This is a genomic window from Flavobacterium cerinum, assembly GCF_024496085.1.
In the GTDB taxonomy this organism is placed as follows: domain Bacteria; phylum Bacteroidota; class Bacteroidia; order Flavobacteriales; family Flavobacteriaceae; genus Flavobacterium; species Flavobacterium cerinum_A.
This window is the reverse complement of sequence record NZ_CP101751.1, coordinates 692,841-719,559: the sequence shown is the minus strand read 5'-3', so window position 1 is coordinate 719,559 and position 26,719 is coordinate 692,841. Positions and strand designations below refer to the sequence as shown.

At 38.3% G+C, this 26,719-nt stretch carries 23 protein-coding genes and 2 rRNA genes; 18 read left to right on the top strand and 7 right to left on the bottom strand.

Annotated elements, in window-relative coordinates; genetic code table 11:
* Nucleotides 1-87 precede the first annotated feature (87 nt).
* The 8 genes from NOX80_RS03340 to NOX80_RS03305 all read left to right on the top strand — a co-directional run bounded on the left by NOX80_RS03340 (nucleotide 88) and on the right by NOX80_RS03305 (nucleotide 9,821).
* Nucleotides 88-2,967, top strand: a 23S ribosomal RNA gene (locus tag NOX80_RS03340).
* 111 nt (nucleotides 2,968-3,078) lie between these two features.
* Nucleotides 3,079-3,188, top strand: a 5S ribosomal RNA gene (rrf, locus tag NOX80_RS03335).
* A 151-nt stretch (nucleotides 3,189-3,339) separates the two neighbouring features.
* Nucleotides 3,340-4,809, top strand: coding sequence for a lipopolysaccharide biosynthesis protein (locus tag NOX80_RS03330; RefSeq protein ID WP_256551915.1), 1,470 nt, complete (start codon nucleotides 3,340-3,342; stop codon nucleotides 4,807-4,809).
* A 51-nt stretch (nucleotides 4,810-4,860) separates the two neighbouring features.
* On the top strand, nucleotides 4,861-5,295 hold the full coding sequence (gene dut / locus NOX80_RS03325) for a dUTP diphosphatase (RefSeq protein ID WP_256551914.1): 435 nt from the start codon (nucleotides 4,861-4,863) through the stop codon (nucleotides 5,293-5,295).
* Between the two features lie 88 nt (nucleotides 5,296-5,383).
* Nucleotides 5,384-6,394, top strand: coding sequence for a sugar phosphate nucleotidyltransferase (locus NOX80_RS03320; protein WP_256551913.1), 1,011 nt, complete (start codon nucleotides 5,384-5,386; stop codon nucleotides 6,392-6,394).
* A 1-nt stretch (nucleotide 6,395) separates the two neighbouring features.
* Nucleotides 6,396-7,748 (top strand): tetratricopeptide repeat protein, encoded by a 1,353-nt coding sequence (locus NOX80_RS03315; protein WP_256551912.1) that lies wholly within the window; start codon nucleotides 6,396-6,398, stop codon nucleotides 7,746-7,748.
* Complete coding sequence (locus NOX80_RS03310; RefSeq protein ID WP_256551911.1) at nucleotides 7,748-8,515, top strand: DUF4292 domain-containing protein; 768 nt, start codon at nucleotides 7,748-7,750, stop codon at nucleotides 8,513-8,515. The genes NOX80_RS03315 and NOX80_RS03310 overlap by 1 nt, the downstream gene beginning before the upstream one ends.
* 19 nt (nucleotides 8,516-8,534) lie before the next feature.
* The gene (locus NOX80_RS03305; protein ID WP_256551910.1) at nucleotides 8,535-9,821 is read left to right on the top strand and encodes a murein hydrolase activator EnvC family protein; all 1,287 of its coding nucleotides are present in this window, start codon (nucleotides 8,535-8,537) and stop codon (nucleotides 9,819-9,821) included.
* 92 nt (nucleotides 9,822-9,913) lie between these two features.
* On the opposite strand, the gene NOX80_RS03300 is transcribed toward NOX80_RS03305, so the two are convergent.
* Both NOX80_RS03300 and NOX80_RS03295 read right to left on the bottom strand, forming a co-directional pair.
* Nucleotides 9,914-10,429, bottom strand: coding sequence for an acyl-CoA thioesterase (locus NOX80_RS03300; protein ID WP_256551909.1), 516 nt, complete (start codon nucleotides 10,427-10,429; stop codon nucleotides 9,914-9,916).
* A 67-nt stretch (nucleotides 10,430-10,496) separates the two neighbouring features.
* Nucleotides 10,497-11,444 carry an SPOR domain-containing protein gene (locus NOX80_RS03295; RefSeq protein ID WP_256551908.1) on the bottom strand — a complete coding sequence of 316 codons (948 nt, stop codon included), beginning with the start codon at nucleotides 11,442-11,444 and terminating at the stop codon, nucleotides 10,497-10,499.
* Between the two features lie 225 nt (nucleotides 11,445-11,669).
* Here NOX80_RS03295 and dprA point away from each other — a divergent pair, with 225 nt between their 5' ends.
* Nucleotides 11,670-12,773, top strand: a complete 1,104-nt coding sequence (dprA, locus tag NOX80_RS03290) for a DNA-processing protein DprA (RefSeq protein WP_256551907.1) — start codon at nucleotides 11,670-11,672, stop codon at nucleotides 12,771-12,773.
* Nucleotides 12,774-12,805: 32 nt separating this feature from the next.
* Here dprA and trpS read toward each other — a convergent pair whose 3' ends face one another.
* On the bottom strand, nucleotides 12,806-13,777 hold the full coding sequence (gene trpS, locus NOX80_RS03285; RefSeq protein WP_256551906.1) for a tryptophan--tRNA ligase: 972 nt from the start codon (nucleotides 13,775-13,777) through the stop codon (nucleotides 12,806-12,808).
* Nucleotides 13,778-13,898: 121 nt separating this feature from the next.
* Between trpS and NOX80_RS03280 the strand changes: the two genes are divergently transcribed.
* A complete protein-coding gene (locus tag NOX80_RS03280) occupies nucleotides 13,899-14,657 on the top strand; it encodes a lysophospholipid acyltransferase family protein (protein WP_256551905.1) in 759 nt (252 codons plus the stop codon).
* 54 nt (nucleotides 14,658-14,711) lie between these two features.
* Here the strand turns inward: NOX80_RS03280 and NOX80_RS03275 are convergent, their stop codons facing one another.
* The 4 genes from NOX80_RS03275 to recA all read right to left on the bottom strand — a co-directional run bounded on the left by NOX80_RS03275 (nucleotide 14,712) and on the right by recA (nucleotide 18,263).
* Nucleotides 14,712-16,184, bottom strand: coding sequence for an outer membrane beta-barrel protein (locus NOX80_RS03275; protein WP_256551904.1), 1,473 nt, complete (start codon nucleotides 16,182-16,184; stop codon nucleotides 14,712-14,714).
* On the bottom strand, nucleotides 16,181-16,732 hold the full coding sequence (locus NOX80_RS03270) for an RNA polymerase sigma factor (protein WP_256551903.1): 552 nt from the start codon (nucleotides 16,730-16,732) through the stop codon (nucleotides 16,181-16,183). The genes NOX80_RS03275 and NOX80_RS03270 overlap by 4 nt, the downstream gene beginning before the upstream one ends.
* 18 nt (nucleotides 16,733-16,750) lie before the next feature.
* Complete coding sequence (locus NOX80_RS03265) at nucleotides 16,751-17,161, bottom strand: hypothetical protein (protein ID WP_256551902.1); 411 nt, start codon at nucleotides 17,159-17,161, stop codon at nucleotides 16,751-16,753.
* Between the two features lie 97 nt (nucleotides 17,162-17,258).
* Nucleotides 17,259-18,263 carry a recombinase RecA gene (recA, locus tag NOX80_RS03260; protein ID WP_256551901.1) on the bottom strand — a complete coding sequence of 335 codons (1,005 nt, stop codon included), beginning with the start codon at nucleotides 18,261-18,263 and terminating at the stop codon, nucleotides 17,259-17,261.
* Nucleotides 18,264-18,521: 258 nt separating this feature from the next.
* On the opposite strand from recA, the gene trhO reads away from it, so the two are divergent.
* The 8 genes from trhO (at nucleotide 18,522) to NOX80_RS03220 (ending at nucleotide 26,710) form a co-directional block, all read left to right on the top strand.
* Entirely contained in the window at nucleotides 18,522-19,886 is a 1,365-nt protein-coding gene (gene trhO / locus NOX80_RS03255) for an oxygen-dependent tRNA uridine(34) hydroxylase TrhO (protein ID WP_256551900.1), read from the top strand.
* Between the two features lie 6 nt (nucleotides 19,887-19,892).
* Entirely contained in the window at nucleotides 19,893-21,134 is a 1,242-nt protein-coding gene (locus NOX80_RS03250; RefSeq protein ID WP_256551899.1) for a peptidase U32 family protein, read from the top strand.
* On the top strand, nucleotides 21,134-21,367 hold the full coding sequence (locus NOX80_RS03245) for a ferredoxin (RefSeq protein WP_256551898.1): 234 nt from the start codon (nucleotides 21,134-21,136) through the stop codon (nucleotides 21,365-21,367). Before NOX80_RS03250 ends, NOX80_RS03245 begins: the two co-directional genes overlap by 1 nt.
* Nucleotides 21,368-21,463: 96 nt before the next feature.
* Entirely contained in the window at nucleotides 21,464-22,258 is a 795-nt protein-coding gene (locus NOX80_RS03240; protein ID WP_256551897.1) for a hypothetical protein, read from the top strand.
* A gap of 2 nt (nucleotides 22,259-22,260) precedes the next feature.
* A complete protein-coding gene (locus NOX80_RS03235) occupies nucleotides 22,261-22,521 on the top strand; it encodes a hypothetical protein (protein ID WP_256551896.1) in 261 nt (86 codons plus the stop codon).
* Nucleotides 22,522-22,725: 204 nt separating this feature from the next.
* The gene (locus NOX80_RS03230; protein WP_256551895.1) at nucleotides 22,726-23,928 is read left to right on the top strand and encodes a PSP1 domain-containing protein; all 1,203 of its coding nucleotides are present in this window, start codon (nucleotides 22,726-22,728) and stop codon (nucleotides 23,926-23,928) included.
* Nucleotides 23,912-24,400 (top strand): gliding motility lipoprotein GldH, encoded by a 489-nt coding sequence (locus NOX80_RS03225; protein ID WP_256551894.1) that lies wholly within the window; start codon nucleotides 23,912-23,914, stop codon nucleotides 24,398-24,400. The genes NOX80_RS03230 and NOX80_RS03225 overlap by 17 nt, the downstream gene beginning before the upstream one ends.
* Before the next feature lie 9 nt (nucleotides 24,401-24,409).
* Nucleotides 24,410-26,710, top strand: coding sequence for a penicillin-binding protein 1A (locus tag NOX80_RS03220; protein WP_256551893.1), 2,301 nt, complete (start codon nucleotides 24,410-24,412; stop codon nucleotides 26,708-26,710).
* Nucleotides 26,711-26,719 lie beyond the last annotated feature (9 nt).

Here is a 26,719-nt window from a genome sequence, read left to right as displayed (position 1 = left end):
CATTGACATATTGAGATAAGAAAACAAAAAAATTAGAAAGCACAGAATTTAGGGTGCATCGTAAGATGTATTTTAAAAAAGTAAGTACAATAAGCAAAATAAGGGCGTATGGGGGATGCCTAGGCTCTCAGAGGCGAAGAAGGACGTGATAAGCTGCGAAAAGTTACGGGGATTGGCACATACGAATTGATCCGTAAATATCCGAATGGGGCAACCCACTATGTTGAAGACATAGTACATCGATAGATGGGCGAACCCGCTGAACTGAAACATCTAAGTAGGCGGAGGAGAAGAAAACAAAAGTGATTCCGTAAGTAGTGGCGAGCGAACGCGGAAAAGCCCAAACCAGTGCTGTTACGGCAGTGCTGGGGTTGTAGGACCACGACATTTCTTGCGGATTGAATTGGAATAACCTGGAAAGGTTAACGATATAGGGTGATAGTCCCGTACAAGTAAGAGAAGATAAGAATAGTGGTATCCTGAGTAGGGCGGGGCACGTGAAACCCTGTCTGAATCTGGCGGGACCATCCGCTAAGGCTAAATACTCCTGAGAGACCGATAGTGAACCAGTACCGTGAGGGAAAGGTGAAAAGAACCGTGAATAACGGAGTGAAAAAGATCCTGAAACCATACGCCTACAAGCGGTCGGAGCCCTTAAGTGGGGTGACGGCGTGCCTTTTGCATAATGAGCCTACGAGTTACCGTTGCTGGCAAGGATAAGCACTTCAGGTGTGGATCCGTAGCGAAAGCGAGTCTGAATAGGGCGCCATAGTCAGTAGTGGTAGACGCGAAACCGTGTGATCTACCCATGGGCAGGATGAAGCTGTGGTAACACACAGTGGAGGTCCGAACCGGTTGACGTTGAAAAGTCTTCGGATGACCTGTGGGTAGGGGTGAAAGGCCAATCAAACTCGGAAATAGCTCGTACTCCCCGAAATGCATTTAGGTGCAGCGCTGATTTAGTTATATAGAGGTAGAGCTACTGATTGGATGCGGGGGCTTCACCGCCTACCAATTCCTGACAAACTCCGAATGCTATATAATGATTTTCAGCAGTGAGGGCATGGGTGCTAAGGTCCATGTCCGAGAGGGAAAGAACCCAGACCATCAGCTAAGGTCCCCAAATGTATGCTAAGTTGAAAAAACGAGGTTTGTCTGCCCAGACAGCTAGGATGTTGGCTTGGAAGCAGCCATTCATTTAAAGAGTGCGTAACAGCTCACTAGTCGAGCGGACGAGCATGGATAATAATCGGGCATAAGTATACTACCGAAGCTATGGATTTGTATTTGATACAAGTGGTAGGGGAGCATTCTAAACTGGGTTGAAGGTGATATGTGAGTATTGCTGGACTGTTTAGAAAAGAAAATGTAGGCATAAGTAACGATAATGCGGGCGAGAAACCCGCACACCGAAAGACTAAGGTTTCCTCAGCTATGCTAATCAGCTGAGGGTTAGTCGGGTCCTAAGGCGAACCCGAAAGGGACAGTCGATGGCCAACGGGTTAATATTCCCGTACTACTTATAATTGTGATGGGGTGACGGAGTGATGAAAGTACCGCGAACTGACGGAATAGTTCGTTAAAGCACCTAGCTATAGGTCCCGTAGGCAAATCCGCGGGAACTGGTGAAATGCGATAGTACACGGAGTCTTCGGACAAAGTGATAGTGTACCTAAGGGCTTCCAAGAAAAACCTCTAAACTTAGATTATAAGTACCCGTACCGTAAACCGACACAGGTAGTCGAGGAGAGAATCCTAAGGTGCTCGAGAGATTCATGGCTAAGGAATTAGGCAAAATAGACCTGTAACTTCGGGAGAAAGGTCGCCAGCAGCAATGCTGGCCGCAGTGAAAAGGTCCAGGCGACTGTTTATCAAAAACACAGGGCTCTGCCAAATCGTAAGATGAAGTATAGGGCCTGACACCTGCCCGGTGCTGGAAGGTTAAGAGGAGATGTTATCTTCGGAGAAGCATTGAATTGAAGCCCCAGTAAACGGCGGCCGTAACTATAACGGTCCTAAGGTAGCGAAATTCCTTGTCGGGTAAGTTCCGACCTGCACGAATGGTGTAACGATCTGGACACTGTCTCAGCCATGAGCTCGGTGAAATTGTAGTATCGGTGAAGATGCCGATTACCCGCAGTGGGACGAAAAGACCCTGTGCACCTTTACTATAGCTTAGTATTGACCTTGGATAAGTGATGTGTAGGATAGGTGGGAGACTATGAAGCGGCTTCGCTAGGAGTTGTGGAGTCATTGTTGAAATACCACCCTTTGCTTATCTGAGGCCTAACTCTTCGGTGAAGAGGACATTGCTTGGTGGGTAGTTTGACTGGGGTGGTCGCCTCCAAAAGAGTAACGGAGGCTTCTAAAGGTTCCCTCAGCACGCTTGGTAACCGTGCGTAGAGTGCAATGGCATAAGGGAGCTTGACTGAGAGACATACAGGTCGATCAGGTACGAAAGTAGAGCATAGTGATCCGGTGGTTCCGCATGGAAGGGCCATCGCTCAAAGGATAAAAGGTACGCCGGGGATAACAGGCTGATCTCCCCCAAGAGCTCATATCGACGGGGGGGTTTGGCACCTCGATGTCGGCTCGTCACATCCTGGGGCTGGAGAAGGTCCCAAGGGTTGGGCTGTTCGCCCATTAAAGTGGCACGCGAGCTGGGTTCAGAACGTCGTGAGACAGTTCGGTCTCTATCTACTGTGGGCGTTAGAAATTTGAGTGGATCTGACTCTAGTACGAGAGGACCGAGTTGGACAAACCTCTAGTGTATCTGTTGTCCCGCCAGGGGCACCGCAGAGTAGCTACGTTTGGAAGGGATAAGCGCTGAAAGCATATAAGCGCGAAACCCACCACAAGATGAGATTTCTTTAAAGGGTCGTGGGAGATGACCACGTTGATAGGCTATAGGTGTAAAGGCAGTAATGTCATAGCCGAGTAGTACTAATAACCCGTAAGCTTATGTACGTGTCCTTCCGCCGCAAGGCGGAAGGGAAGTCTTTCTGACTGATGTTTTTGATTTTTTATCTCAGTATGTTAAAATATTAGTGTCTCGTTTAGAGAACGAGACCAACGATTTAAGGTGGTTATTGCGGCGGGGCTCACCTCTTCCCATTCCGAACAGAGAAGTTAAGCCCGCCTGCGCAGATGGTACTGCAATCCTGTGGGAGAGTATGTCGCCGCCTTTCTTTTAAAAACCCTATCATTACCGATAGGGTTTTTTGTTTTGTATTAAATCGGATTTTATTCGCTATAAAATATATTGTGATTAAAATATCTTAGCTGTATAAACAAAAAGAATTAACTATTTTTGTTCGTTATTAGTTATAAGCAAATATTTTGGGATTATATAAAAACCTATTCAAGCAAACATTTATTTACGGCGTAGCAACGGTATTACCAAGAATGCTAAGCTTTTTACTGGTTCGGCTTCATACGGACCTTATGCCTAAAAGCGATTATGGTAACGTAACCATAGTGCTTTCCTGGATGGTGTTTTTTAATGTGATCCTTTCTTATGGAATGGAAACCGCTTTTTTCCGCTTTTATAATAAAGAAGAGGATAAAAAAGGTGTTATCGAGACCACTACTATTTCGCTATTTTGGTCTTCAATGCTTTTCCTGGCTATGGCATTACTTTTTAGAAGTACGCTCGCCGGATGGGCGGATGTTGAAACCCAATTTGTGACCTATGCAATCTGGATTTTGGTTTTGGATGCATTAGTCGTTATTCCGTTTTCAAAACTCAGAGCTTTCCAGAGGCCGATTAAATATGCGGTAATTAAAATAGCGAACGTTACGATTAATGTCGGACTCAATATTTTCTTCTTGGTTTTCCTGCCTAAAATCGCGAAAGCGGATCCTGATAGTTTTATAAGCAGTTTCTATTTGCACGATTATCAGGTAGGTTATATTTTTATTGCTAACCTTATTGCAAGCTTAGCGACCGTAATCGTATTTTTACCGGATTATATTCGATTAAAATGGCATTTTAATTTCCCGTTATGGAAAAAAATGATGGATTATGGACTGCCCATTTTATTTGCCGGACTTGCTTTTGGGATTAACGAACATTTTGATAAAATCTTATTAGGGAAATTACTTCCGCACAATATCGCTAAAGCCGAAGTTGGAGCCTATTCTGCCTGTTATAAACTCGGCTTGTTTATGGTATTATTCCGAACAGCATATACCTTAGGAATTGAACCGTTCTTTTTTAATCATGCAGATAAAAAAGATGCACCGCAAACTTATGCAGTAGTAACAAAATATTTTGTGATCTTCGGTTCGATGATTTTATTAGGTGTAATCGTTTTTGCCGATATTCTAAAACAAATTCTGGTTCCGAACAGCAGCTATTGGGATGCTATGAAGGTTGTCCCTTTGATCATTTTAGCAAATTTCTTTCTGGGTATCTATACCAGTCTTTCGGTGTGGTACAAATTAATTGATCGTACGAAGGTGGGAGCTTATATTTCTATTGTTGGTGCCGTGGTAACATTAGTACTTAATTATGCGTTAATACCAACGTATAGTTATATGGGTTCAGCTATTGCAACACTGGCAGCCTATGGGACAATGATGACAATATCCTATTTTATGGGAAATAAATACTACCCTATTCCATACGATAAAAAAAGAATTATAGGCTATTTAAGTGTATCGTCTTTATTAGCCGGACTTTCATTTTATGTGCCGGCACTGCATAATTATTATTTCGGCATCCTGGCAATCTTGCTTTTCGGATACTTTATCTACCGAAATGAAAAAGATACTTTATTAAGAATGATCAAGAGAAAAACAGCTTAATCTTTCTAATCGCATAAACAAAAAAACATAAGTAAAAAACGAATAAACAGAATGACCATTAAAATAATAAATAAATCAGCGCATCAATTACCTGAATATGAAACAATAGCCTCTGCCGGAATGGATTTGAGAGCAAATATTACAGAGTCGATAACATTGAATCCGTTAGAACGTGCTTTAGTGAAAACAGGACTTTTTATCGAATTACCATTAGGTTATGAAGCTCAGGTAAGACCAAGAAGCGGATTGGCATTTAAAAAAGGAGTAACAGTATTAAATAGTCCCGGAACAATTGATGCCGATTATAGAGGTGAAATAGGTGTCATTTTAGTAAATTTATCGAATGAACCTTTCCTTGTTGAAAACGGTGAACGAATCGCACAGTTGGTTATTGCAAAACATGAAAGAGCCGAATGGGAAGAAGTTGAAGTGCTTTCTGAAACAGTGAGAGGTGAAGGTGGATTCGGAAGTACCGGTGTCAAGTAAACTATAAAAAGAAAAATACCGTTTATATAATAAAAATAAAAAGAAACGGAAGCCAGGATGCTTTTGTTGACCCTAAATAATATAATAAATGAAGATAATTGTCCCTATGGCGGGTCGTGGTTCACGACTTAGACCACATACGCTTACTGTACCAAAACCTTTGATTCCAATAGCCGGTAAACCGATCGTTCACCGTTTAGTGGAAGATATTGCCGGTGTATTAAACCAAAAAATTGATGAAATTGCATTCATCATTCACAAAGACTTTGGTAATAAAGTACCGGGCGAATTAATTGCTATCGCAGAAAAACTAGGTGCTAAAGGAACTATTTATTATCAAAATGAACCTTTAGGAACAGCTCATGCTATTATGTGCGCGAAAGAGAGTATGTCCGGACCTGTTGTTGTGGCTTATGCCGATACACTTTTCAGAGCCGATTTTACTCTAGATACGACAGCTGATAGTGTGATTTGGGTGAAACAGGTAGAAGATCCAAGTGCTTTCGGAGTGGTTCAGTTAAATGAAAAAAACGAAATTGTTGATTTTGTAGAAAAACCGACAACATTTGTTTCGGATCTGGCCATCATCGGAATTTATTACTTTAAAAGCGGTGAGACATTAAGAGCCGAATTACAGTATTTGTTGGATAATAATGTAGTTAAAGGAGGAGAATATCAGCTGACAGACGGATTGGAAAACATGAAGCAAAAAGGACTGAAATTCGTTCCCGGAAAAGTGGACGAATGGATGGACTGCGGAAATAAGAATGTAACAGTGGAAACCAATTCCAGAATGTTAAACTTCTTACATCAAGATGGTGTGAACCTGATTTCAGCCGAAATTAAAAATGAAAACGCGACAATTATTCCACCGTGTTTTATCGGGGATGATGTCGTATTGATAAATGCAACCGTTGGACCTAATGTTTCTTTAGGTAACGGAACAACCGTACAAAACAGTATAATTAAAAATAGCTTGGTACAAACTAATGCTACAATAAAAAACGCTACATTAGATAACGCAATGATAGGAAATCATGCCTCATTTGATGGCAACTTTACCAGTATTAGCATTGGAGATTATTCCGTTTTAGAATAATATGAAAATAAAAAGGCAACTCATAATTTTTACATTACTTGGTTTTCTGAGTGTTCCGCTACAAATGGCAGCACAACAGGAGCCGGACGCTATTGCTTTGGAAGATAATGAATTTCAGAATAATTTCTACGAATCATTAAAGCAAAAAGGTATTGAAAATTATGATAAGGCTATTCAATCACTTTATAAATGCCTTAAAGTGCAACCGGATAATCCGGTTATTCATCACGAACTGGGGAAAAACTTTTTAGCACAAAAAAATTACGCTGAAGCCGAAAAATCATTTCAGAAAGCAATTGAGCTCGATCCGAAACAACGTTGGTACTGGAATGGTTTGTATGATGTGTATTATGAGACAAAAGATTTTAATCGGTCGATTCCAGTCGTGCAAAAACTAATCGGATTTGATAAAAAATTTCAAGACGATCTGGTTTCCTTATATATGTATACGCAGCAGTTTGACAAAGCTTTAGCATTGATCAATGAAATGGATGTGACCACGGGATTAACAGCAACGTTGGAAATGTATAAGTTGCAGATATTGAGTGATGTAAAATTCAGAAAACCGGAAAAAGATACGCTCGAACAAGCGATAAAAAACAATCCGAATGAAGAAAGTAATTACATTCAGCTGATTTATCTGTATTCTGAAAGTAATCAGGAAGATAAAGCACTGGAAGTAGCGAAAAAGCTTGAAAAAGCAATTCCGACTTCAGATTGGGCACAAGTAAGTCTTTTTAAGTTTCATCTTAATAACAGAGAACCGCAAAAAGCAGCCGAAGCAATGTTTCTGGTATTAAAAAGTAAAAAAATTGATGCTAAAATCAAGCACCGGGTTTTGAATGAATTTCTGATTTTTTCCAATAATACGAATTCGTTTAAAAAGGAATTGGCCCAGGCGGTCGATTACTTTGAAGAGGATCCGACAGTAAATGTGCCGAAAGAGATCGGGATATTTTTTCTGGAGAAAAAGAAAAATACCGATGCTATAGCCTATTTTGAAAAAAGTTTGGCACGCAAAAATGATGATATCAGTACGATCGAATTATTGCTGCAAGCCTATACGGATAACGGGCAATACGATATAGTGAACAAAAAGGCAACCGGTTACCTCGATTTATTTCCAACACATGCGAAGTTGTATTTTTTCGCAGGTATGGCACAAAATCAACTAAAAAATTATAAAAAAGCAATTGAACTATTACAAACAGGAATGGATTTTGTGGTAGAAGACAGGGCTTTGGAAATTAACCTGAACATCCAGTTGGGTGAAGCCTATCACGGTTTGGGTGATGAAAAGAAAAAAGAATCGTATTTCATCAAAGCCGATCAATTGTTAAAACAAAAAAAATAATGAAACAAATAAGTATCCTACTGGCTTTGGTTATTTTGGTGTCCTGTAAATCCAAACAAGCTGTAGTAGCCGAACAAGGTGCCTCCGAAAATGTTGAAGTTTCGAAAATTATTCAGGGACATTACGGAAATAAACTCGATTTCCAGACAGCCAGTATCAGAAGTACTGTAAGTTATGAAGATGAAAAGACATCATTGTCAATTAGTTGTGACATCCGAATAAAAAAAGATGAAACAATTTTAGTAACCGCTCGTGCTTTGGGTCTTATTACAGTAGCAAAAGCACTGATTACTCCCGAAAGAGTGAGTTTCTACAGTAAAGACGGACGCTATTTTGACGGAGATTATCGTTTGCTAAGCAAATGGCTGGGAACTGATCTGGATTTTAATAAAGTGCAAAACCTTCTTTTGGGAAGAACAATCGATGATTTGACAAAATCAAAATACAACGTTTCTATCGAGGGAGATAAGTACAAGTTAAAAACAAAAGAAAAGAATAATATTATCAAAGAGTTTTTGTTTGAAGGAGCAAATTTCCTTTTAAAGGATCAGATTGTTTCGCAACAAAATCCGCTGCGTTCTCTGGAAGTGAGCTATCCGGCATATAAACCGTATGATAAAGGAAATCTGCCGGCAAGTATGATTATTGAAGCATACGAAAAAGGAAAAGTAAAAATCGAAGTGGGCTATAATAGCATAAGCTTTGATGAAAAACTGAGTTTTCCGTACAGTATTCCGGAAGGTTACGAACAAATAATTATTGATTAAATTTGAAAAAAATATAAAAATGTACAAAACCCGCTTTAGTATATTGCTGTTATTACTAACTGTAATGGGCTGGTCGCAAACAGAAGACAAACAACGTCAGCTGGAAGAGCGAAAAGCACAAATCCAGAAAGAAATAAAAGAAGTTCAGAAACTCCTTCAAACGGAAAAGAAGAAGGAAAAATCGGTATTGGTACAAATATCACAACAGAACACGAAAATCAAACTAAGCGAAAAATTAATCAATACAACGCAAAAGCAAACCCGGCTTTTAACAGATGATATTTATTTAAAACAACTTGAGATTAATAAATTAGGGAGAGAGCTTACGGTCTTAAAGGAAGATTATGCTAAGATGATCGTAAAGTCGTATAAAAGCCGTTCGGAACAAAGCCGAATTATGTTTGTCCTGTCTTCCGAAAATTTCCTTCAGGCTTATAAGCGTATCCAGTATATGAAACAATATGCCAGTTTCAGAAAAATGCAGGGCGTGGAAATCAAAAATAAAACAGTACAGCTTCAAAGTGCTACTACAGTATTAGAGACAAAGAAAAAAGTCAAAGAAAAATTGTTGGTAGAAAGTGAAAAAGAAAAACACGAACTGGAAGAAGACAAAAAAGAACAGGAAAAATTAATGAAGGTAATTCAGAAAGATCAGAAAAAACTGAGTGCCGATATTAAGAAAAAACAAGAAGAATCAAGAGCAATCGACAGGCAAATTCAGCGTTTGATTCGTGAAGCAATTGCCGAGGCCAATAGAAAAGCAAGAGAAGCGGCAGCTGCATTAGCAGCAAGAAATAAAGCAGCCGGTAAAAAAGTAGAAAAAACAGAAACAGCACCGGCAGCAGCAGAATCAACAACAAAATTCTATCTGACACCGGAAGGAAAAGCGTTGGCCGATAATTTCAGAGCGAATAAAGGACGTTTGCCGTGGCCGGTTGAAAAAGGATTTGTATCCTTAGGCTTCGGAGATCAGCCACACCCGATTCATAAAAGTTTAATTGTTCACAACAGTGGTGTAGAAATCAGTACCGAACCGGGAACCAATGCCAGAGCCGTTTTCGGAGGTGAAGTAATCCAGGTACAGGTGATTTCAGCAAATAACAGAGCGGTATTTATTCAGCACGGGGATTATGTTACAGTATATCTGAACTTAAGTAAAGTATTTGTCGGAAAAGGCGATAAGGTTTCGATCAAACAGAGTATTGGTGAAATCCATACCAACTCGTCGGGAAGAGCCGTTCTGAAATTCCTGATCTCACAAAATACAACGACGCTTAATCCGCAGAGTTGGTTGGCTAATATGTAGTATAAAATAAACATATATATGCACCTGATAGGTTTTGAGAACCTGTCAGGTGTAAAAAGAAAAATCCCCGATTTCATAGTCGGGGATTTTTTTTATTCCTGCATAAACAGGGCTTTTAATTCGGTAGCTTCATTCGGTTTCATTTTACCGGCAAGGACAAGGCTTAATTGCTTACGTCGTAATGCCGCTTCAAAACGTTTTTTCTCTTCTTCCGTTTGCGGAACAATAGCCGGTACTTCTATAGGTCTGCCGGTTTCATCAACAGCAACAAAAGTATAAATAGCCTCGTTTGCTTTATTTTTTATACCGGACTCACGATCTTCAATCCATACATCAATAAAAATTTCCATAGATGTTTTAAAAGTGCGGGATACTTTTGCTTCTACCGTAACAACACTTCCTAACGGGATTGCACGATTAAAAGCTACGTGGTTTACCGAAGCAGTAACACAAACACGACGTGAATGTCTTCTGGCGGTAATACTGGCTGCACGATCCATACGCGCTAGTAACTCACCTCCGAAAAGATTATTTAAAGGATTGGTCTCACCCGGTAATACCAAATCGGTTAAAACAGTAACCGAATCGGAAGGAAATCTTTCTTGCATCTTTTTTTCTTGCAAATATAGCAATAGAAGCATAAAAAAATCCTGAATTTTTCAGGATTTGATAATTTTAAAGCTCTTTGATAAGTACCCAGGCTTCTTTATTGTGATTCTTGTGAATTTCTTTTAATTTTTCCTGAGCTTCAGTATAGGAAGTAAAACTACCGTATAAAACCGGATATAAACCAAAGCTGTTTTTTTCCAGACGAACCGGTTGATATCCTAAACGGGTTAATTCGTTAAAAATACGTTGCGCATTGGATTCACTTCTAAAAGCACCGGCCATAATATGATACGGTTTGGCTACTTTTACCGTATTGTCTTTTACATTTAAGGTTACCGGTGGTAGCGGACTTTCAATGAAAAAAGTAGCTTGTTGAATCTGATGCTGTACTTTTTCCTGTACGGCTTTTTCAACCAGGATATTTTCGTTTGTAATTTGCTGATCGTAATAAGATTTGTACGTTGCACCGCCAACACCTAATGATAAAACGAATACAGCTGCATATTTAAGGAAAGAATAGTTTTTCTTTCTTTCCGGTGTAAAAATAATCGGTGCTTTTTCTTCCAGTTCTTCTACCTGTGCTTTTAATACCTCGCGTTTGATGGAAGGCGATACGACAGAAGATAATCCGAAAGAATCCGATAGGTAATTTACAGAAGTAACCGGTTCGAAAACCCAGCTAAATTCTGAATTAACCGATATTTCACCTATGTTTTTTAAGGTTAATGATTCACGACGTTGCAGTTTTTCAATCCAAAGTCCAACTTCAAGCTGAATAGATCGAACCGCTTCATCATAAGTGATGTTTTCCTGTAAGGAAACGTGATTGGCCAAAAGTCCGTCATTGTTTTTTAAATGCGGATTAAAAGACACCAACTTTTTAGGGGGATAGAATGTATTCGTACTTCCATTCAGTTGTGCCGATTGGATTTCTGTTAAAAATGCGCCAAACCCGGGAACGGTAACACATTGATAACGATATAACAAAGCCGAGATGTAGTTTTCTATCTTCATATCTACAAATTTAGATATTCAATAGCGAAACCCAAATTTTATCAACAAATTTTATTAACAATCAACAATTATTTGTAAACTATTGGAAGTTAGTTACTTGTTGTTTTTTTGTTTTTGATTTACAGGAATTGGACTTTATAAGACATGAAGATCCTTTATAAAGAAGCTAATCGGAATTTGTAATGCTAAAAAAGTATATTCTAATCATTTTTTGAAATATACGCCATGGAAGATAAGGAACTGTTTTACACATTAGCACTACTCAAAGTAGAAGGAATACGGGATATAATTGCCAAAAGACTTATAAATCATTTTGGAGACGCTGAAAAAGTTTTTAAAGCTTCAAGAAATGAATTGTTGACAGTTGAAGGGATCGGAAAAGTTATTGTTGATAAAGTAAGGAATACAACTGTCTTTAATAGTGCTGAAACCGAAATGAAATTTATTAGAGACAATGGAATTCGAGTAGCATTTTATAATGATTCGGAATATCCTCCGCATTTGAAATATTGTAATGACGGTCCGGTTTTACTTTTTTCAAAAGGAGCTATCCGGTTACAGCGATCGAAAGTGATCAGTATTGTCGGTACACGTCAGTTAACAGGACACGGAGCTGATTTTTGCCGAAAACTGATAGCAGAATTAGCACCGTGGAACCCGATTGTTATAAGTGGTTTTGCCTATGGAACGGATATAACGGCGCAATTAGCGGCGATTGAAAATAAGCTACAGACCATTGCCGTTTTGGCACATGGATTAAACAGGATGTATCCTGCATCACATCTGAAGTTCCGGGAAAAAGTTATGCAGAACGGCGGGTTTTTAACGGAATTCTGGAGTACAGCTAAACCGGAAAGAGAACATTTTATTCGTCGAAATCGAATTATTGCCGGAATGTCAGAAGCAACAATTGTAATAGAAAGTGCTGAAAAAGGAGGTGCGTTAATCACGGCTTATATGGCAGACGGTTACAATCGGGATGTTTTTGTTGTTCCGGGAAGACCAACGGATAAATTTAGTATAGGCTGCCATAAATTACTGAAAACACATCGGGCACACGTATTAACCGAAACAGCTGATTTGGTTGAAGTACTCAATTGGGATCGGTTAGTAGAAATGGAAACAACCATTCAGAAAGAACTTTTTGTGACGTTGGAACCAGAAGAACAGATTGTCTACGATTTTCTGGATCAAAATGGAAAAGAATTACTGGATTTGATTGCGCTAAGTTGCGGATTTCCGGTTCATAAAGTAGCCACATTATTAATGGCTATGGAGTTAAAAGGAGTAATCCGTTCTTTGCCGGGTAAAGTTTTTGAGATTTTATAAAAACAAAAAAGAGAGGAATCCCTCTCTTTTTATTATGCGTATCCTAATTTTTCACGAACTCGTTTTAAAACACCATTAGCAATAACACCTGCTTTTTCAGCTCCTATTTTCAATAGGGCATCAACTTCATCCAGATTATTAATGTAATACTGATACATTTCCCGTTCTTTTTTGAATTTTTCAACAATCAATCCAAATAAAGCTTGTTTGGCATGACCATAACCGTAATTTCCGCCCAGATAATTATTGCGCATCGTTTCGATTTCTTCCGGTGTTGCCAGTAATTTGTAGATAGCAAAAGTATTACAGGTATCCGGATTTTTCGGAGCTTCCAGTGGTGTACTGTCCGTTTCGATACTCATAACCTGTTTGCGAAGCGCTTTATCTTCCAGGAAAATATTGATAAAATTATTTCGGGACTTACTCATTTTTTGACCGTCTGTTCCCGGAATAATCATAATGTGTTCCTCAATTTTAGCTTCAGGTAAAACAAAAGTCTCTCCCATCTGATGGTTAAATCGCGAAGCAACATCTCGTGTAATTTCAAGGTGTTGTAGCTGATCTTTTCCAACAGGTACGAATTCGGCGTCATACAATAATATGTCGGCAGCCATTAACATCGGATAGGTAAATAATCCGGCATTAACATCACTAAGGTGATCCGCTTTATCTTTAAACGAATGCGCCAGTGTTAAACGCTGAAAAGGGAAAAAACAACTCAGGTACCATGCAAGTTCAGCGGTTTGCGGAACATCCGACTGACGGTAAAAGGTAACTTTGTTAATATCCAAACCAAATGCAAGCCAGGTTGCAGCGACACTATAGGTGTTTTCTCGTAATGTTTTCCCGTCTTTTATCTGGGTAGCCGAATGTAAGTCGGCAATAAAAAGAAAAGATTCGTTCTCAGGCATATTGGCCATTTTAATAGCCGGTAAAATTGCACCGAGTAAATTTCCTAAGTGTGGCGTTCCTGTACTTTGAACACCGGTTAAGATTTTTGCCATTGTTAAATTATTTTTTGCAAAGGTAACGGTTTTGGTAAAAAGTTTTGGAGAATTCTTACTTTTGATTACCGGAAGGAAAGGGATTTCATTTCCATATAATCGAAAACAATTTATTACACTGATGAAAATAGTAAAAATCCTTTTTTGGACCCTTTGGCGAATTTGGTTCTATGTGCTGGTAACGGTTCCTATTATTCTTTTGTTTCCTTTTTTATTTCTGTCTATAGTATCGGAGAAAACGTATCCGCAGTTTTTTGTTCTGGCAAGAATCTGGGCTAAAATTATATTTTATGGAATGGGCTTCCGATATACACTGGAAAAAGAAGCGGAACTGGAAAAAGGGAAAAGCTATATGTTGGTAGCAAATCATACTTCTATGATTGATATCATGTTGATGCTGATGCTGGTTAAGGATAACCCGTTTGTTTTTGTCGGAAAAAAAGAGTTGGCCAAAATTCCTATTTTCGGATTTTTCTATAAGCGTACTTGTATTTTGGTGGACAGAAGTAGTTCTAAAAGTAGATTTGAAGTTTTTAAAAGAGCGCAAAAGCGATTAGAACAAGGGTTGAGTATTTGTATTTTCCCCGAGGGAGGCGTTCCGGATAACGAGAATATTATTCTGGATGAATTTAAAGACGGTGCTTTTCGTTTGGCTATTGAACATCAGATACCAATTGTACCAATGTCTTTCGGTGATGTAAAAGAGCGTTTTTCTTTTACGTTTTTTAGCGGAAGTCCGGGAAGTATGCGAATCAAAATTCATCAACCCGTTGATACGACTGGAAAAACACTGGAAGATAAAAAGGAGATAAAAGATAAAGTAAGAGAAACCGTTTTGAGTCAATTACTGAAATGGGATAAAAACAAAAAAGCACTCTAACCCAAAAGAGTGCTTTTTCAACTTAACTAAAATTCAAGCTAACTAACTAAAAGCTTAAAATCTATAACTAACACCGGTGTACAAACCAAACATATACGGTTTGAAATTGCCGGCATCATTACTGAACATATTCAGTTGATATTTAAAAGTAGGTTCAAAGTTGGCTTCGAATGCTTTTGCGAAGCGGTATTTAACACCTACACCTATATTGCTGCTAACGTGTACATCATTTAGATTGTTGGCTTCACCGATAGTAGTTTTTAACTCCGATGATATCAGGTCAATCTTGTTCTGATTTAAAAATAATGTACTGAAACCTCCAATTAATTCAACACCGAATTTCTTGTCGATTAGTTTATATGATAATTCCATTGGTACTTCAATATAACCCATACGTTGGTTTAATGTGCCGGAATTCATTTTATCTGCAACTCCGCCATTTGATCCGTCCGGCAGATTGTTATAATCCTTATTCTGGATCTGGATGTTATTTTTAGTCTGATTTACATTTTGTAAAGAACGTGCGTTTGTACTTTCGTAATACACAATATTATTCGTATTGTATTCAAAAGACAATCGGTTAATACCGGTTCTCAAAGTCAACTTATCATTCAGTTCATAACGAAGACCAAGTCCGTAACTCATAGTACTCTCATAATCTTTCGAGTTAGAAGCAAACTGACTGTCAATCGGAGATCCGTTTGAAGTAGAGCTAAAGAAAATCGGAGTAGCTAAAGCGGCAACAGACCAACGGGAAATTTTAGTTTCTTTATCTTTTGCTTTTTTCTTCTCAGCTACCAGGAATTTTTCTTTCTGGATTTTTTCCAGTGCATTCTCCTGCTCTTCAACTTTAGTGATATCAGTGCTGTCTTTTTTAGGCATTACAATATAATTCGCGATGTTGTTGTTTTTCTTAAAATTGAACTGTTTAAAACGTCCTGTATTTTTAGAATTACCATCGTTATTGTTGCCTCTTGAAGTCAGCATCGCATCCGGATTACCGTTGGATTTTTTAGATCCGTTTGCAGATGCGATGTGATGATTACGCTGTTTTTTATTGTTTTTTTGAGAGTTTTTATTGTATGGTTTTTTAGCAGAAGCGTTTGTTTCCGAATCCGAATTAGAAACGGAATTTTTGCTGTTGCCGGTTTTTTCATTTGTTACAATTGCATTGTCTGATCCGGAAGGAATAACAACATCTTTATTGATAAGGGAGCTATCATCATTAGTCACATTCGTTTTCCCTTTTGCATTTTGTCCGTTACCGGAGTCAGAGTTCACAACAGGTGATGTACTGCTGTTTTCGGAACCCGGATTGGAAATAAAATAAGTCGCTGTTAAAAATCCCAATAGGAAAACAGCTGCTATCCCGGAAAGTCTCAGCCAGAAAGGAGCAATAAACCTGCGCTTTTTCTTTTCACCTTCCAATTCAGATAGTATGTTACTCCACGCGTTTATTGGAGGAATAGCTTCAAAATCTTTGAATTTTTCCTGAAATAGACGATCTATGTTTTTTCTTTCACTCATTGTATTGAGGGCACTGCTTGTCTGTTGTGTTGTTGTGATTCAATTTTTTCTTTTAAAATCATTCGGGCTCTGGCCAGATTTGATTTTGAGGTTCCGATTGTAATGTTTAACATTTCAGCGATTTCCTTATGTGAATAATCATCCATTACATACAGGTTAAAAACCAATCGGTAGCGATCCGGTAATTCATGAATAATAGAAATGAGATAATCCAGAGATACATCTTCATCATCAAAGTCTACCGTCGGATTGTTGTCAATAATATTGTCATTTACTAATTCATAAACACCTTGATTCCGGTATTTCTGTAAAATATTATTAATCATCAATCGTTTTGCCCAACCTTCAAAAGAACCTTTAAAATGATACTGGTCAATTTTGTTGAACAGTAAAATAAAACCGTCTTGTAAATTGTCTTCTGCTTCGGCATAATTACGGGAATATTTCAAACAGACGGCATAAAGCTTTTGGGAGAGGAGCTTATAAAGCTGTTCCTGGGCTTTGCGGTCGTTATTCCTACAATCATATATTAGTTGCTCGAAACTCAAACGAATTATATTTTATTCTTATTCTTGTACATCAATCTCCCGGATTAGGAACTGGTCTTCACCCTGGGCGTTTTTTCCTTGCCAAAATCGTAGCACGTGAATCCCCGAAGTTTGAAGGAACAATGGATAGCTCACCTCAAAAAGATTCTCGTTAACGGCTTCACAATTACTCAGGTGTTGTCTGAGGGCATCAATCGCCATTGTAATGGTGTTACCGTTTTTCTCGTAATAAATACCATTAAACGAATAGCAATTAGTAGGTCGTTTATATTTCAGATAAATTACCGTTTGTTGGCCTGCTTTAAAAGTATCTGGTAATCGGACATCCTGAATGGTTAACAATTCGAATGAAGTATTTTCCATGTCAGAATCCGAAGAACAGGCACTTAAAAACTGAATACAAAAAAGCAGAACCAATATCTTTTTCATCTTGTATTACTTTCGTTATTTATTAGTAGATATACGAAAATAAAAAAGGTTGCGTCATAAAATAAAAAAACCCGAAAAATTTTCGGGTTTTTTTATTTTATGCATCCTGTTGTTTAATAAGGTCTTTGATTTTGGCCTCTAACTCATCCATTAATTCAGGGTTGTCTTTAATAAGGTATTTTACAGCATCACGTCCTTGTCCCAGTTTGGTATCGCCGTAGCTAAACCAGGATCCGCTTTTCTTGATGATTTCAAATTCAACGGCAAGGTCTAAAATTTCACCTACTTTCGAAATTCCTTCACCATACATAATGTCGAATTCGGCTGTACGGAAAGGTGGTGCTACTTTATTTTTAACGATTTTTACTTTGGTTCGGTTACCGATAACATGTTCGCCGTCTTTAATCTGAGACGATTTACGGATATCTAAACGTACGGAAGCGTAAAATTTCAAAGCGTTACCTCCGGTTGTAGTTTCCGGATTTCCGAACATTACACCGATTTTCTCACGTAACTGGTTAATGAAGAAAACGGTACAGTTGGTTTTACTGATGGTCGCTGTTAATTTTCGTAATGCCTGTGACATTAAACGGGCGTGTAATCCCATTTTTGAATCTCCCATTTCGCCTTCAATCTCACTTTTCGGAGTTAAAGCAGCAACGGAGTCAATAACTACGATATCGATAGCTCCGGAACGGATTAAATTTTCCGCAATTTCCAAAGCTTGTTCACCATTGTCCGGTTGTGAAATGATTAGGTTGTCAATATCAACACCCAATTTTTGCGCATAGAAACGATCAAAAGCGTGTTCCGCATCGATAAAAGCAGCAATACCTCCGGCTTTTTGCGCTTCGGCAATAGCATGAAGGGTTAAAGTGGTTTTACCTGATGATTCCGGTCCGTAAATCTCAATTATTCTTCCGCGTGGATAACCGTTTACACCTAAAGCCAAGTCAACTCCTAAAGAACCGGAAGGAATAGCTTCCACTTCTTCTACAGCACTGTCTCCAAGTTTCATTACGGTTCCTTTTCCGTAGGTTTTATCTAACTTGTCAAGCGTTAATTGTAACGCTTTTAATTTTGCTTCTTTGTCTGCACTCATCTTTCTTTATCTTAAAAATTGGCTTTTATTTTCTGTAAAAATAGCGCTTTTTTTTAAGTTTCAAACAGCATGTTATTAACATCCGGAATTATATTTCCGATTCAACGGATGGAGTAGTGCATAATAGCCGATACTGTTGAAAGTGAATGAAGTGCAAAATAAAAAGGACTTTTTGTTTCCGAAATGATTTTTGTATCTTTGCGCCCGAATTCTTCCATTTAGAGTTCAAAACATATATCTCACTTAAACGTTTATAGCATGCAACTGTATAACACCTTAAGCGCAGAAGAAAGAGCTCAGCTTATTGACGAAGCGGGCAAACAAAGACTTACTTTGTCTTTCTATGCGTATGCACACATCGAAGATCCGAAAAAATTCAGAGACGACTTATTCTTAGCCTGGAACCCGTTAGACGTTTTAGGACGTATTTATGTAGCAACCGAAGGAATTAATGCCCAATTATCGGTTCCTGCCGATCATTTTTATGAATTTAAAGATACAATTGAGGCTTACGATTTTATGAACGGAATCCGCCTGAATGTAGCGGTAGAACAGGATGATCACTCGTTTTTGAAATTAACGATCAAAGTACGACACAAAATTGTGGCCGATGGGTTGGATGACAGTACATTCGATGTGACGAATAAAGGAATACACTTGAAAGCAGCAGAGTTTAATGCGATGTTGGAAGATCCGAATACGATAGTAGTGGATTTTAGAAACCATTATGAAAGCGAAATCGGACATTTTGTCGGAGCGATTACACCGGATGTGGATACTTTCCGTGAATCATTACCGATTATTGAAGAACAACTTACCGATTATAAAGAAGAAAAAAACCTTTTGATGTATTGTACCGGCGGAATCCGTTGCGAAAAAGCCAGTGCTTTCTTCAGACATAAAGGTTTTAAAAATGTATACCAGCTGGAAGGCGGAATTATCGAATATACCCGTCAGGTAAAAGCCGAAGGACTGGAAAGTAAATTTATCGGTAAAAACTTCGTATTCGACCACCGTTTGGGCGAACGAATCACCGATGATATTATTTCACAATGCCACCAGTGCGGAAAACCATGTGATAATCATACCAATTGTGCGAACGAAGGTTGTCACCTTTTATTTATTCAATGTGACGATTGTAAAGCGGCTATGGAAAACTGTTGTTCAGCCGAATGTCAGGAGATTATTCATATGTCTTTAGTTGATCAGGTAAAATTGCGTCGCGGAATCAAAAACGGGAATATGATTTTCAAAAAAGGAAAATCAGAAGCGCTTAAATTCAAAAAAACGGAAACATCTGCGGAACAACCGCTTGCTGTTGCCGTTGCTGAAAAACCGAAATCGATCCGTCAGCGTATCGCAGTAAAGAAAGTACTGATCGGAAAAGGAGAACATTACTACCCGAAAGCACAGGTGGGACAATTTACAATTGAAAACGGAGAACTGAATCTGGGAGATACGATTCTGATTGTAGGGCCAACAACCGGAGAACAGAAAGTAACCGTTGAAAAAATGCAGGCTAACGGTAGTGCTGCCGAAAAAGCGGTTAAAGGAGATAAAGTGACATTTGCGTTGCCGTTCCGAATCCGTTTGTCTGATAAATTGTTTAAAATCATAGAATAAATAGCGATGACTGCATCCGGAAAAATGGAACTCATGGCTCCCGCAGGGAACTTTGAGTCGCTTCAGGCTGCGTTGGATAATGGTGCTGATTCCGTTTATTTCGGAGTCGAGCAGCTCAATATGCGCGCACGGTCAACGGTGAATTTTACAATCGATGATCTGCCGGAAATCGCCAGACGCTGTGAAGTTAAAAAAGTACGTACCTATCTTACGTTAAATACCATTATATATGATCACGATTTGTCGGTCGTGAAAACATTGCTGACTAAAGCGAAAGAAGCCGGTATCACAGCCGTAATTGCATCCGATCAGGCGGTAATTGCTTCAGCGCGTTCACTTGGAATTGAAGTGCATATTTCAACTCAGTTAAATGTTACCAATATTGAAACCGTAAAGTTTTACAGTCTTTTTGCGGATACGATGGTGCTTTCCCGCGAATTGAGTCTGCGCCAGGTGAAAAAGATTACGGAACAAATCGAGAAAGAACAAATTAAAGGACCGTCCGGAAATTTGGTAGAAATTGAGATTTTTGGTCACGGAGCCTTATGTATGGCGGTATCGGGAAAATGTTATTTGAGCCTCCATTCGCATAATTCTTCAGCAAACCGCGGAGCTTGTAAGCAAAATTGCCGGAAAAAATATACCGTTATTGATCAGGAATCGGGATTTGAAATCGAAATCGACAACGAATATATGATGTCGCCTAAAGATTTATGTACAATTGATTTTTTGGATCAGGTAATTGATTCCGGAATACAGGTGCTGAAAATTGAAGGAAGAGGAAGAGCGCCGGAATATGTAGCAACAGTGATCAAAACATATCGCGACGCTATTGATGCTTATTACGACAAAACCTATTCGAAAGAAAAAGTAGCCGAATGGATGGAAGCTTTGAATACCGTTTATAACCGCGGATTCTGGTCCGGATATTATTTAGGTCAGAAATTAGGGGAATGGAGTGATAATCCGGGATCAAATGCAACACAGAAAAAAGTGTATATCGGAAAAGGAACACGTTTTTATCAGAAAGCCGGAATCGGAGAATTTAAGATCGAAGCCTATGATATTAAAAAAGGGGACACGATTTTAATAACAGGACCAAGTACCGGAGCACAGGAAATGACAATTGATGAAATGTTTGTGAATGAAGCGGCAGCCGATAAAGCCACTCGTGGTGATAGTTGTACGATCAAATTGCCGTTCCGTATTCGTTTGTCAGATAAGTTATATAAAATTGTAGAAGCGTAATGGTTGTTATAACATTACAACGAAACAAATGTATCGGCTGTAATTACTGCGTGGAAATGGCGCCGGGTCAGTTTCAGATGTCTAAAAAAGACGGAAAAACCGTGTTGTTAAAAGCGATTGATACCAAAGGATTTCACACCTTAAAATCACCGGATCATACAATAGCCGAAAGTTGCGAAATGGCAGCCAAAGCGTGCCCGGTAAATATCATTACGGTAAAAGAAGTGTTTTGAAATGTTCTTAATTATTTAGGTGTTATTTTTGTTTTTTAACAAAATAGTTGTGAGCTTAATTTATTTGTATATTTTTGATTGTAAAATATATCGATAATGAAAATGAATGGATTAAATGAACTACTTGAGGAAGAAGGGAAGATTAGTGCCGAAGAAGAAGGGAAGATTCTGCAAGCACTAAATGATTTTAACATATGGTTGAAAGATTTAGATATAGTTGAAGATATTTATGATTTAAAGAAGATATCGATAGAGCCATATTCAGATGGAGATTGGGTGATGAAAGTGGAAAAAGAAGGGAGTGCGGTTTCATTTAATCCACAGGTTTTAAGAAAATCTAATTATGATTTTTTTGAAATTGTAATTTTGCATGAGTTTTTTCATTTAATTGTACAAGGGGTGCCAAATAAGGAAGACGCAACTCAGATCAAAGATTGTTTCGGATCTGATTTTATGAGTTTAATAGATATTGAGGCGGATTTTTATGTTGCATCATATTTAAAAAATAAAAAAAATTTTGATGCTAATAAATATTGGAAAGCATATTATGAAGGAACATCTGTCTTTAAGGATAAATGGGTTAGGAATAAAAAGTTTGAGAGATTTTTAGGCTCTCTTTTGACAGTGAATAAATTATTTAATACGATAGGAAAAGAATCATTTGATTTGTATCTGCCATCGATTTCTCCATTTATAACGGAAGGATATCTAAAGGTGTTAGTTATAAAACGGGATTATATTACGTTTAAAGAGATAACGTTAAGTTATGATGATTTTAGAGATATTAAAGAAATCTATAAAAAACCGTCAAAATATAATGTTGATTCTTATGTGGGAGCAATATGTGAATTTTCAGAGAAGGCTCTAAATAATAATAAAAACTTAAATTAGCTATGATAGATTTTAAAGATAAAGTTGAGGTTGTCAATGACTGGTTAGAGGATAATGATTTCTTTAATATTAAAAGGTCTAGCGATAATACGTTTATTAGAGCTGATGGCTATAGTAGTAGGATTATTATTGCTGTAAAAGAAGATGAGAGTACAGTAATTAATGTTCAAGAAATAATACAGTTTTCTATAAGGACTCATAGACAGGTATGGATTGCAAGTGTTCAAGATACAGATAGGCATATACTTTGGGAAATAATATGATTTATTTGTAAGCAAAAAAATAGTAATGTTATATTGACAAGCCTGTTGCGTTATAAAAAATGCAACAGGCTTTTAAATTTTTCATAATTTGGTTACCGTCACCGGCTACGGTATATGAATGATACTAAAAAATAGTATCTTTACACACAAAAACATTTTACGAACAAGTAGTGACACGGTCACGATCTATATATATTCAAGCATATGGCATGTACAAACTGTTCCACCGGGAGCACCAAAGACGGAACTCCTAGGGGATGTAAAAATAATGGAACCTGCGGGACCGATAGTTGTAATAAACTGACGGTTTTTGACTGGTTATCCAACATGAGCCTGCCCGGAGGCCAGGAACCGTTCAACTGTGTTGAGGTTCGCTTTAAAAACGGGAGAAAAGAATTTTACAGAAATGCAGAAAAATTAACGTTAAGTATCGGTGATATTGTAGCAACGGATGCTTCACCGGGACATGATGTCGGAATTGTAACATTAACCGGCGAACTGGTTAAAATCCAGATGAAGAAAAAGAATGTCGATCCGGACGGAGAAGTTGGGAAAATTTACCGTAAGGCGACACAAAAAGATATTGATATCTGGATCGAAGCGCGTGACAGAGAAGAACCGATGAAAGTTCGTGCCCGTGAAATAGCGATTAGTTTAAATCTGGAAATGAAAATTTCCGATATCGAATTTCAGGGAGATGCATCAAAAGCAACCTTCTATTATACGGCTAATGACAGAGTCGATTTCCGACAATTAATTAAAGATTTCGCTAAAGAATTCAACACGCGTATTGAAATGAAACAAGTGGGTTTCCGACAGGAAGCGGCTCGTTTAGGCGGTGTAGGTTCTTGCGGACGGGAATTGTGTTGTTCAACCTGGCTAACGGATTTCAGAAGTGTAAATACATCGGCAGCCCGTTATCAGCAATTATCCCTGAATCCGCAGAAATTAGCAGGACAGTGCGGGAAATTGAAATGCTGTCTGAACTATGAATTGGATACCTATCTGGATGCGTTAAAAGATTTTCCGGAAACAGAAACCAAATTATATACTGAAAAAGGAGATGCCGTTTGTCAGAAACTGGATATTTTTAAAGGATTAATGTGGTTTGCCTATACCAATGATTTTGCACATTGGCACGTATTGCAAGTGGAACAGGTAAAGGAAATCATCGCGATAAACAAACAGAAAAAGAAAATTGCTGCACTTGAAGAGTTCGCTATCGAAGCACCGGAAGAAGCAGTAGAAAATAATTTCCAGAATGTAGTCGGACAAGATAGTTTGACTCGTTTTGACAGACCTAAGAAAAAGAAAAGACCGAGTAAAAAACGCAAACCTAATAATTCGAATCCGAATCCAAATCCGAATTCGAATTCTTCAAAAGAAAAAAATGCTCCGAAAAAATAATTTTTTAGTTGTAGGATTACTGTCTGTAATGCTCTTTTCTTGTGATAAGGAGAGGGTATTTGATGAATATCAGGAAATAGACGGATCGTGGCATAAAAATCAGAAAGTATCATTTGCTTTTGATCAAAATGATACGATAGCGAACTATAATATGTTTGTTAATATAAGAAACAACAATAGTTATCCGTTTAATAATCTGTTCCTGATTGTATCCATGTTACAACCCGATGGTGTTACTAAGGTAGATACGCTGGAATATCAGATGGCTAAAGAAGACGGAACGCTCTTAGGAGATGGTTTTTCCGACATTAAAGAAAGTAAGCTGTGGTATAAGGAAAATACAAAATTTCCTAAACAGGGAAAATATACGGTAAGTATCCAACAAGCTGTTCGTGAAACCGGAAAAGTAAATGGTATAGAGCAGTTACAAGGTGTTTCGGAAGTAGGATTTAGAATTGAAAAAGCAGAATAATTCAATAAAATGGCACAAAATAATAAAAATCAAAAAGAAGATTTTTCACCTTATGTAAAGAAATTCTGGAAATTTTTTCTTTACGGATTCGGAGGTATAATTTTATTCTTCCTTTTTGCCTCATGGGGTTTATTCGGAGCGATGCCCTCGTTTGATGAGTTGGAAAACCCGAATTCCAATGTGGCAACCGAAATTATTTCATCTGATGGTGAAACGATCGGTAAATTTTACCTGGAAAACAGAACACCTATTAAATATGCAGATTTACCGGATCATTTGGTAAAAGCATTGATTGCAACTGAAGATGAGCGTTTTTATGAGCACTCGGGAATTGATTCCAGGGGAACATTACGTGCCGTTTTAAGCTTCGGAAGTAGCGGTGGAGCCAGTACGTTAACACAACAGTTGGCAAAATTATTATTCCACGGAGAAGGATCGAAATTCTTACCGTTCCGTATTATCCAGAAAGCAAAAGAATGGATCATCGCAACGAAATTGGAACGTCAGTATACCAAACAGGAAATTATTGCCATGTATCTGAATAAGGCCGATTTTGTGAATACCGCTGTAGGAATCCGTTCGGCAGCTAAAGTATATTTCGGAAAAGAACCGAAAGATCTTACTGTAGATGAGGCCGCAATGTTTGTCGGTATGTTGAAAAACCCGTCGTTGTTTAATCCGATCAGAAGACTGGAAAAAGTAAAAGACCGTCGTAATGTAGTATTACGCCAGATGGAAAAAAACGATTTCTTAACGAAAGAGAAAAAAGAATATTACCAAAATCAACCGATTGTATTAAAATTCACTCCGGAGAGTCATATCGAAGGAAAAGCAACTTATTTCAGAGAATATTTGCGTGAGTTTATGAAAAAATGGGTTAAAGAAAACCCTAAAAAAGACGGTGGCGGGGAATATGATATTTATCGTGACGGATTGAAAATTTATACGACAATCGATTCCCGTATGCAACAATATGCGGAAGAATCAGTTGATGAGCATTTAGCGAATCTGCAGGAAGAATTTTTTATTCAGCAAAAGAAAAACGAAAACGCACCGTTTATCAATATCACGGCCGATGAAACGAGAAAAATCATTGAAAGATCAATGAAAAACTCGGAGCGTTGGAGAATTATGTCGGAAAAAGGTATCGCTGAAGATCAGATCAAAAAATCATTCGATATTAAAACTAAAATGTCTGTTTTTACCTGGAAAGGAGAAAAAGACACCATCATGACACCGAAAGATTCCATTATCTATTACAAACATTTTTTACAAACGGGAGTAATGGCAATGGAACCGCAAACCGGTTATGTTAAAGTATGGGTAGGAGGAATCAACTACAAACACTTCCAGTATGATCACGTAGGTCAGGGAGCCAGACAAGTAGGTTCTACCTTTAAACCGTTTGTATATGCAACAGCAATCGAACAGTTAAAAATGTCACCTTGTGATTCGATTTACGATTCACCGTTTACAATGCCAAAAGGACGTTATGGTATTGATGCCGACTGGACACCGAAAAACTCCAGCGGAAATTACAGAGGATTGGTAACGTTAAAATCGGCGTTGGCCAATTCGATCAATACGGTTTCGGCTAAATTAATGGATAAAGTAGGACCGCATGCTGTAGTCGATCTGACTAAAAAATTAGGTGTAAGCTCTAATATTCCGGAAAGACCGGCGATTGCATTGGGAGCTGTAGAAATTACCGTAAGTGATATGGTGGCGGCTTACAGTACTTTTGCGAATCAAGGTGTTTATATGAAACCACAGGTAATCACAAAGATTGAAGATAAAAACGGAGTGGTACTATATGAATCGGTACCGGAATCCAAAGATGTATTGAGTAAAGACGTTTCCTATGCGATTATAAAATTACTGGAAGGTGTAACAGAATCCGGTTCCGGAGCGCGTTTGCGTTACGGATCGGGAGGACCAACCTATAAGCGTGTAACCGGACTACCTTATGCATTCCTTAATCCGATAGCGGGTAAAACAGGAACGAGTCAGAACAATAGTGACGGATGGTTTATCGGAATGGTACCGAATCTGGCTATGGGTGTCTGGGTCGGAAATGAAGACCGATCGGCCCACTTCAAAAGTACGCAAATGGGACAAGGTGCAACAATGGCACTACCGATTTGGGGATTATTTATGAAGAAATGTTATGCTGATGATAAGTTGAATGTTTCTCAGAAACCATTCGAACGACCGACGAATCTTTCGATAAAAGTAGATTGTTGGGCACCGAAAAAAGTAGTCGACAGTTTAGCGGTCGAAGAACCGACAACAGAAGAATTTGATTTCTAAATACGAAAC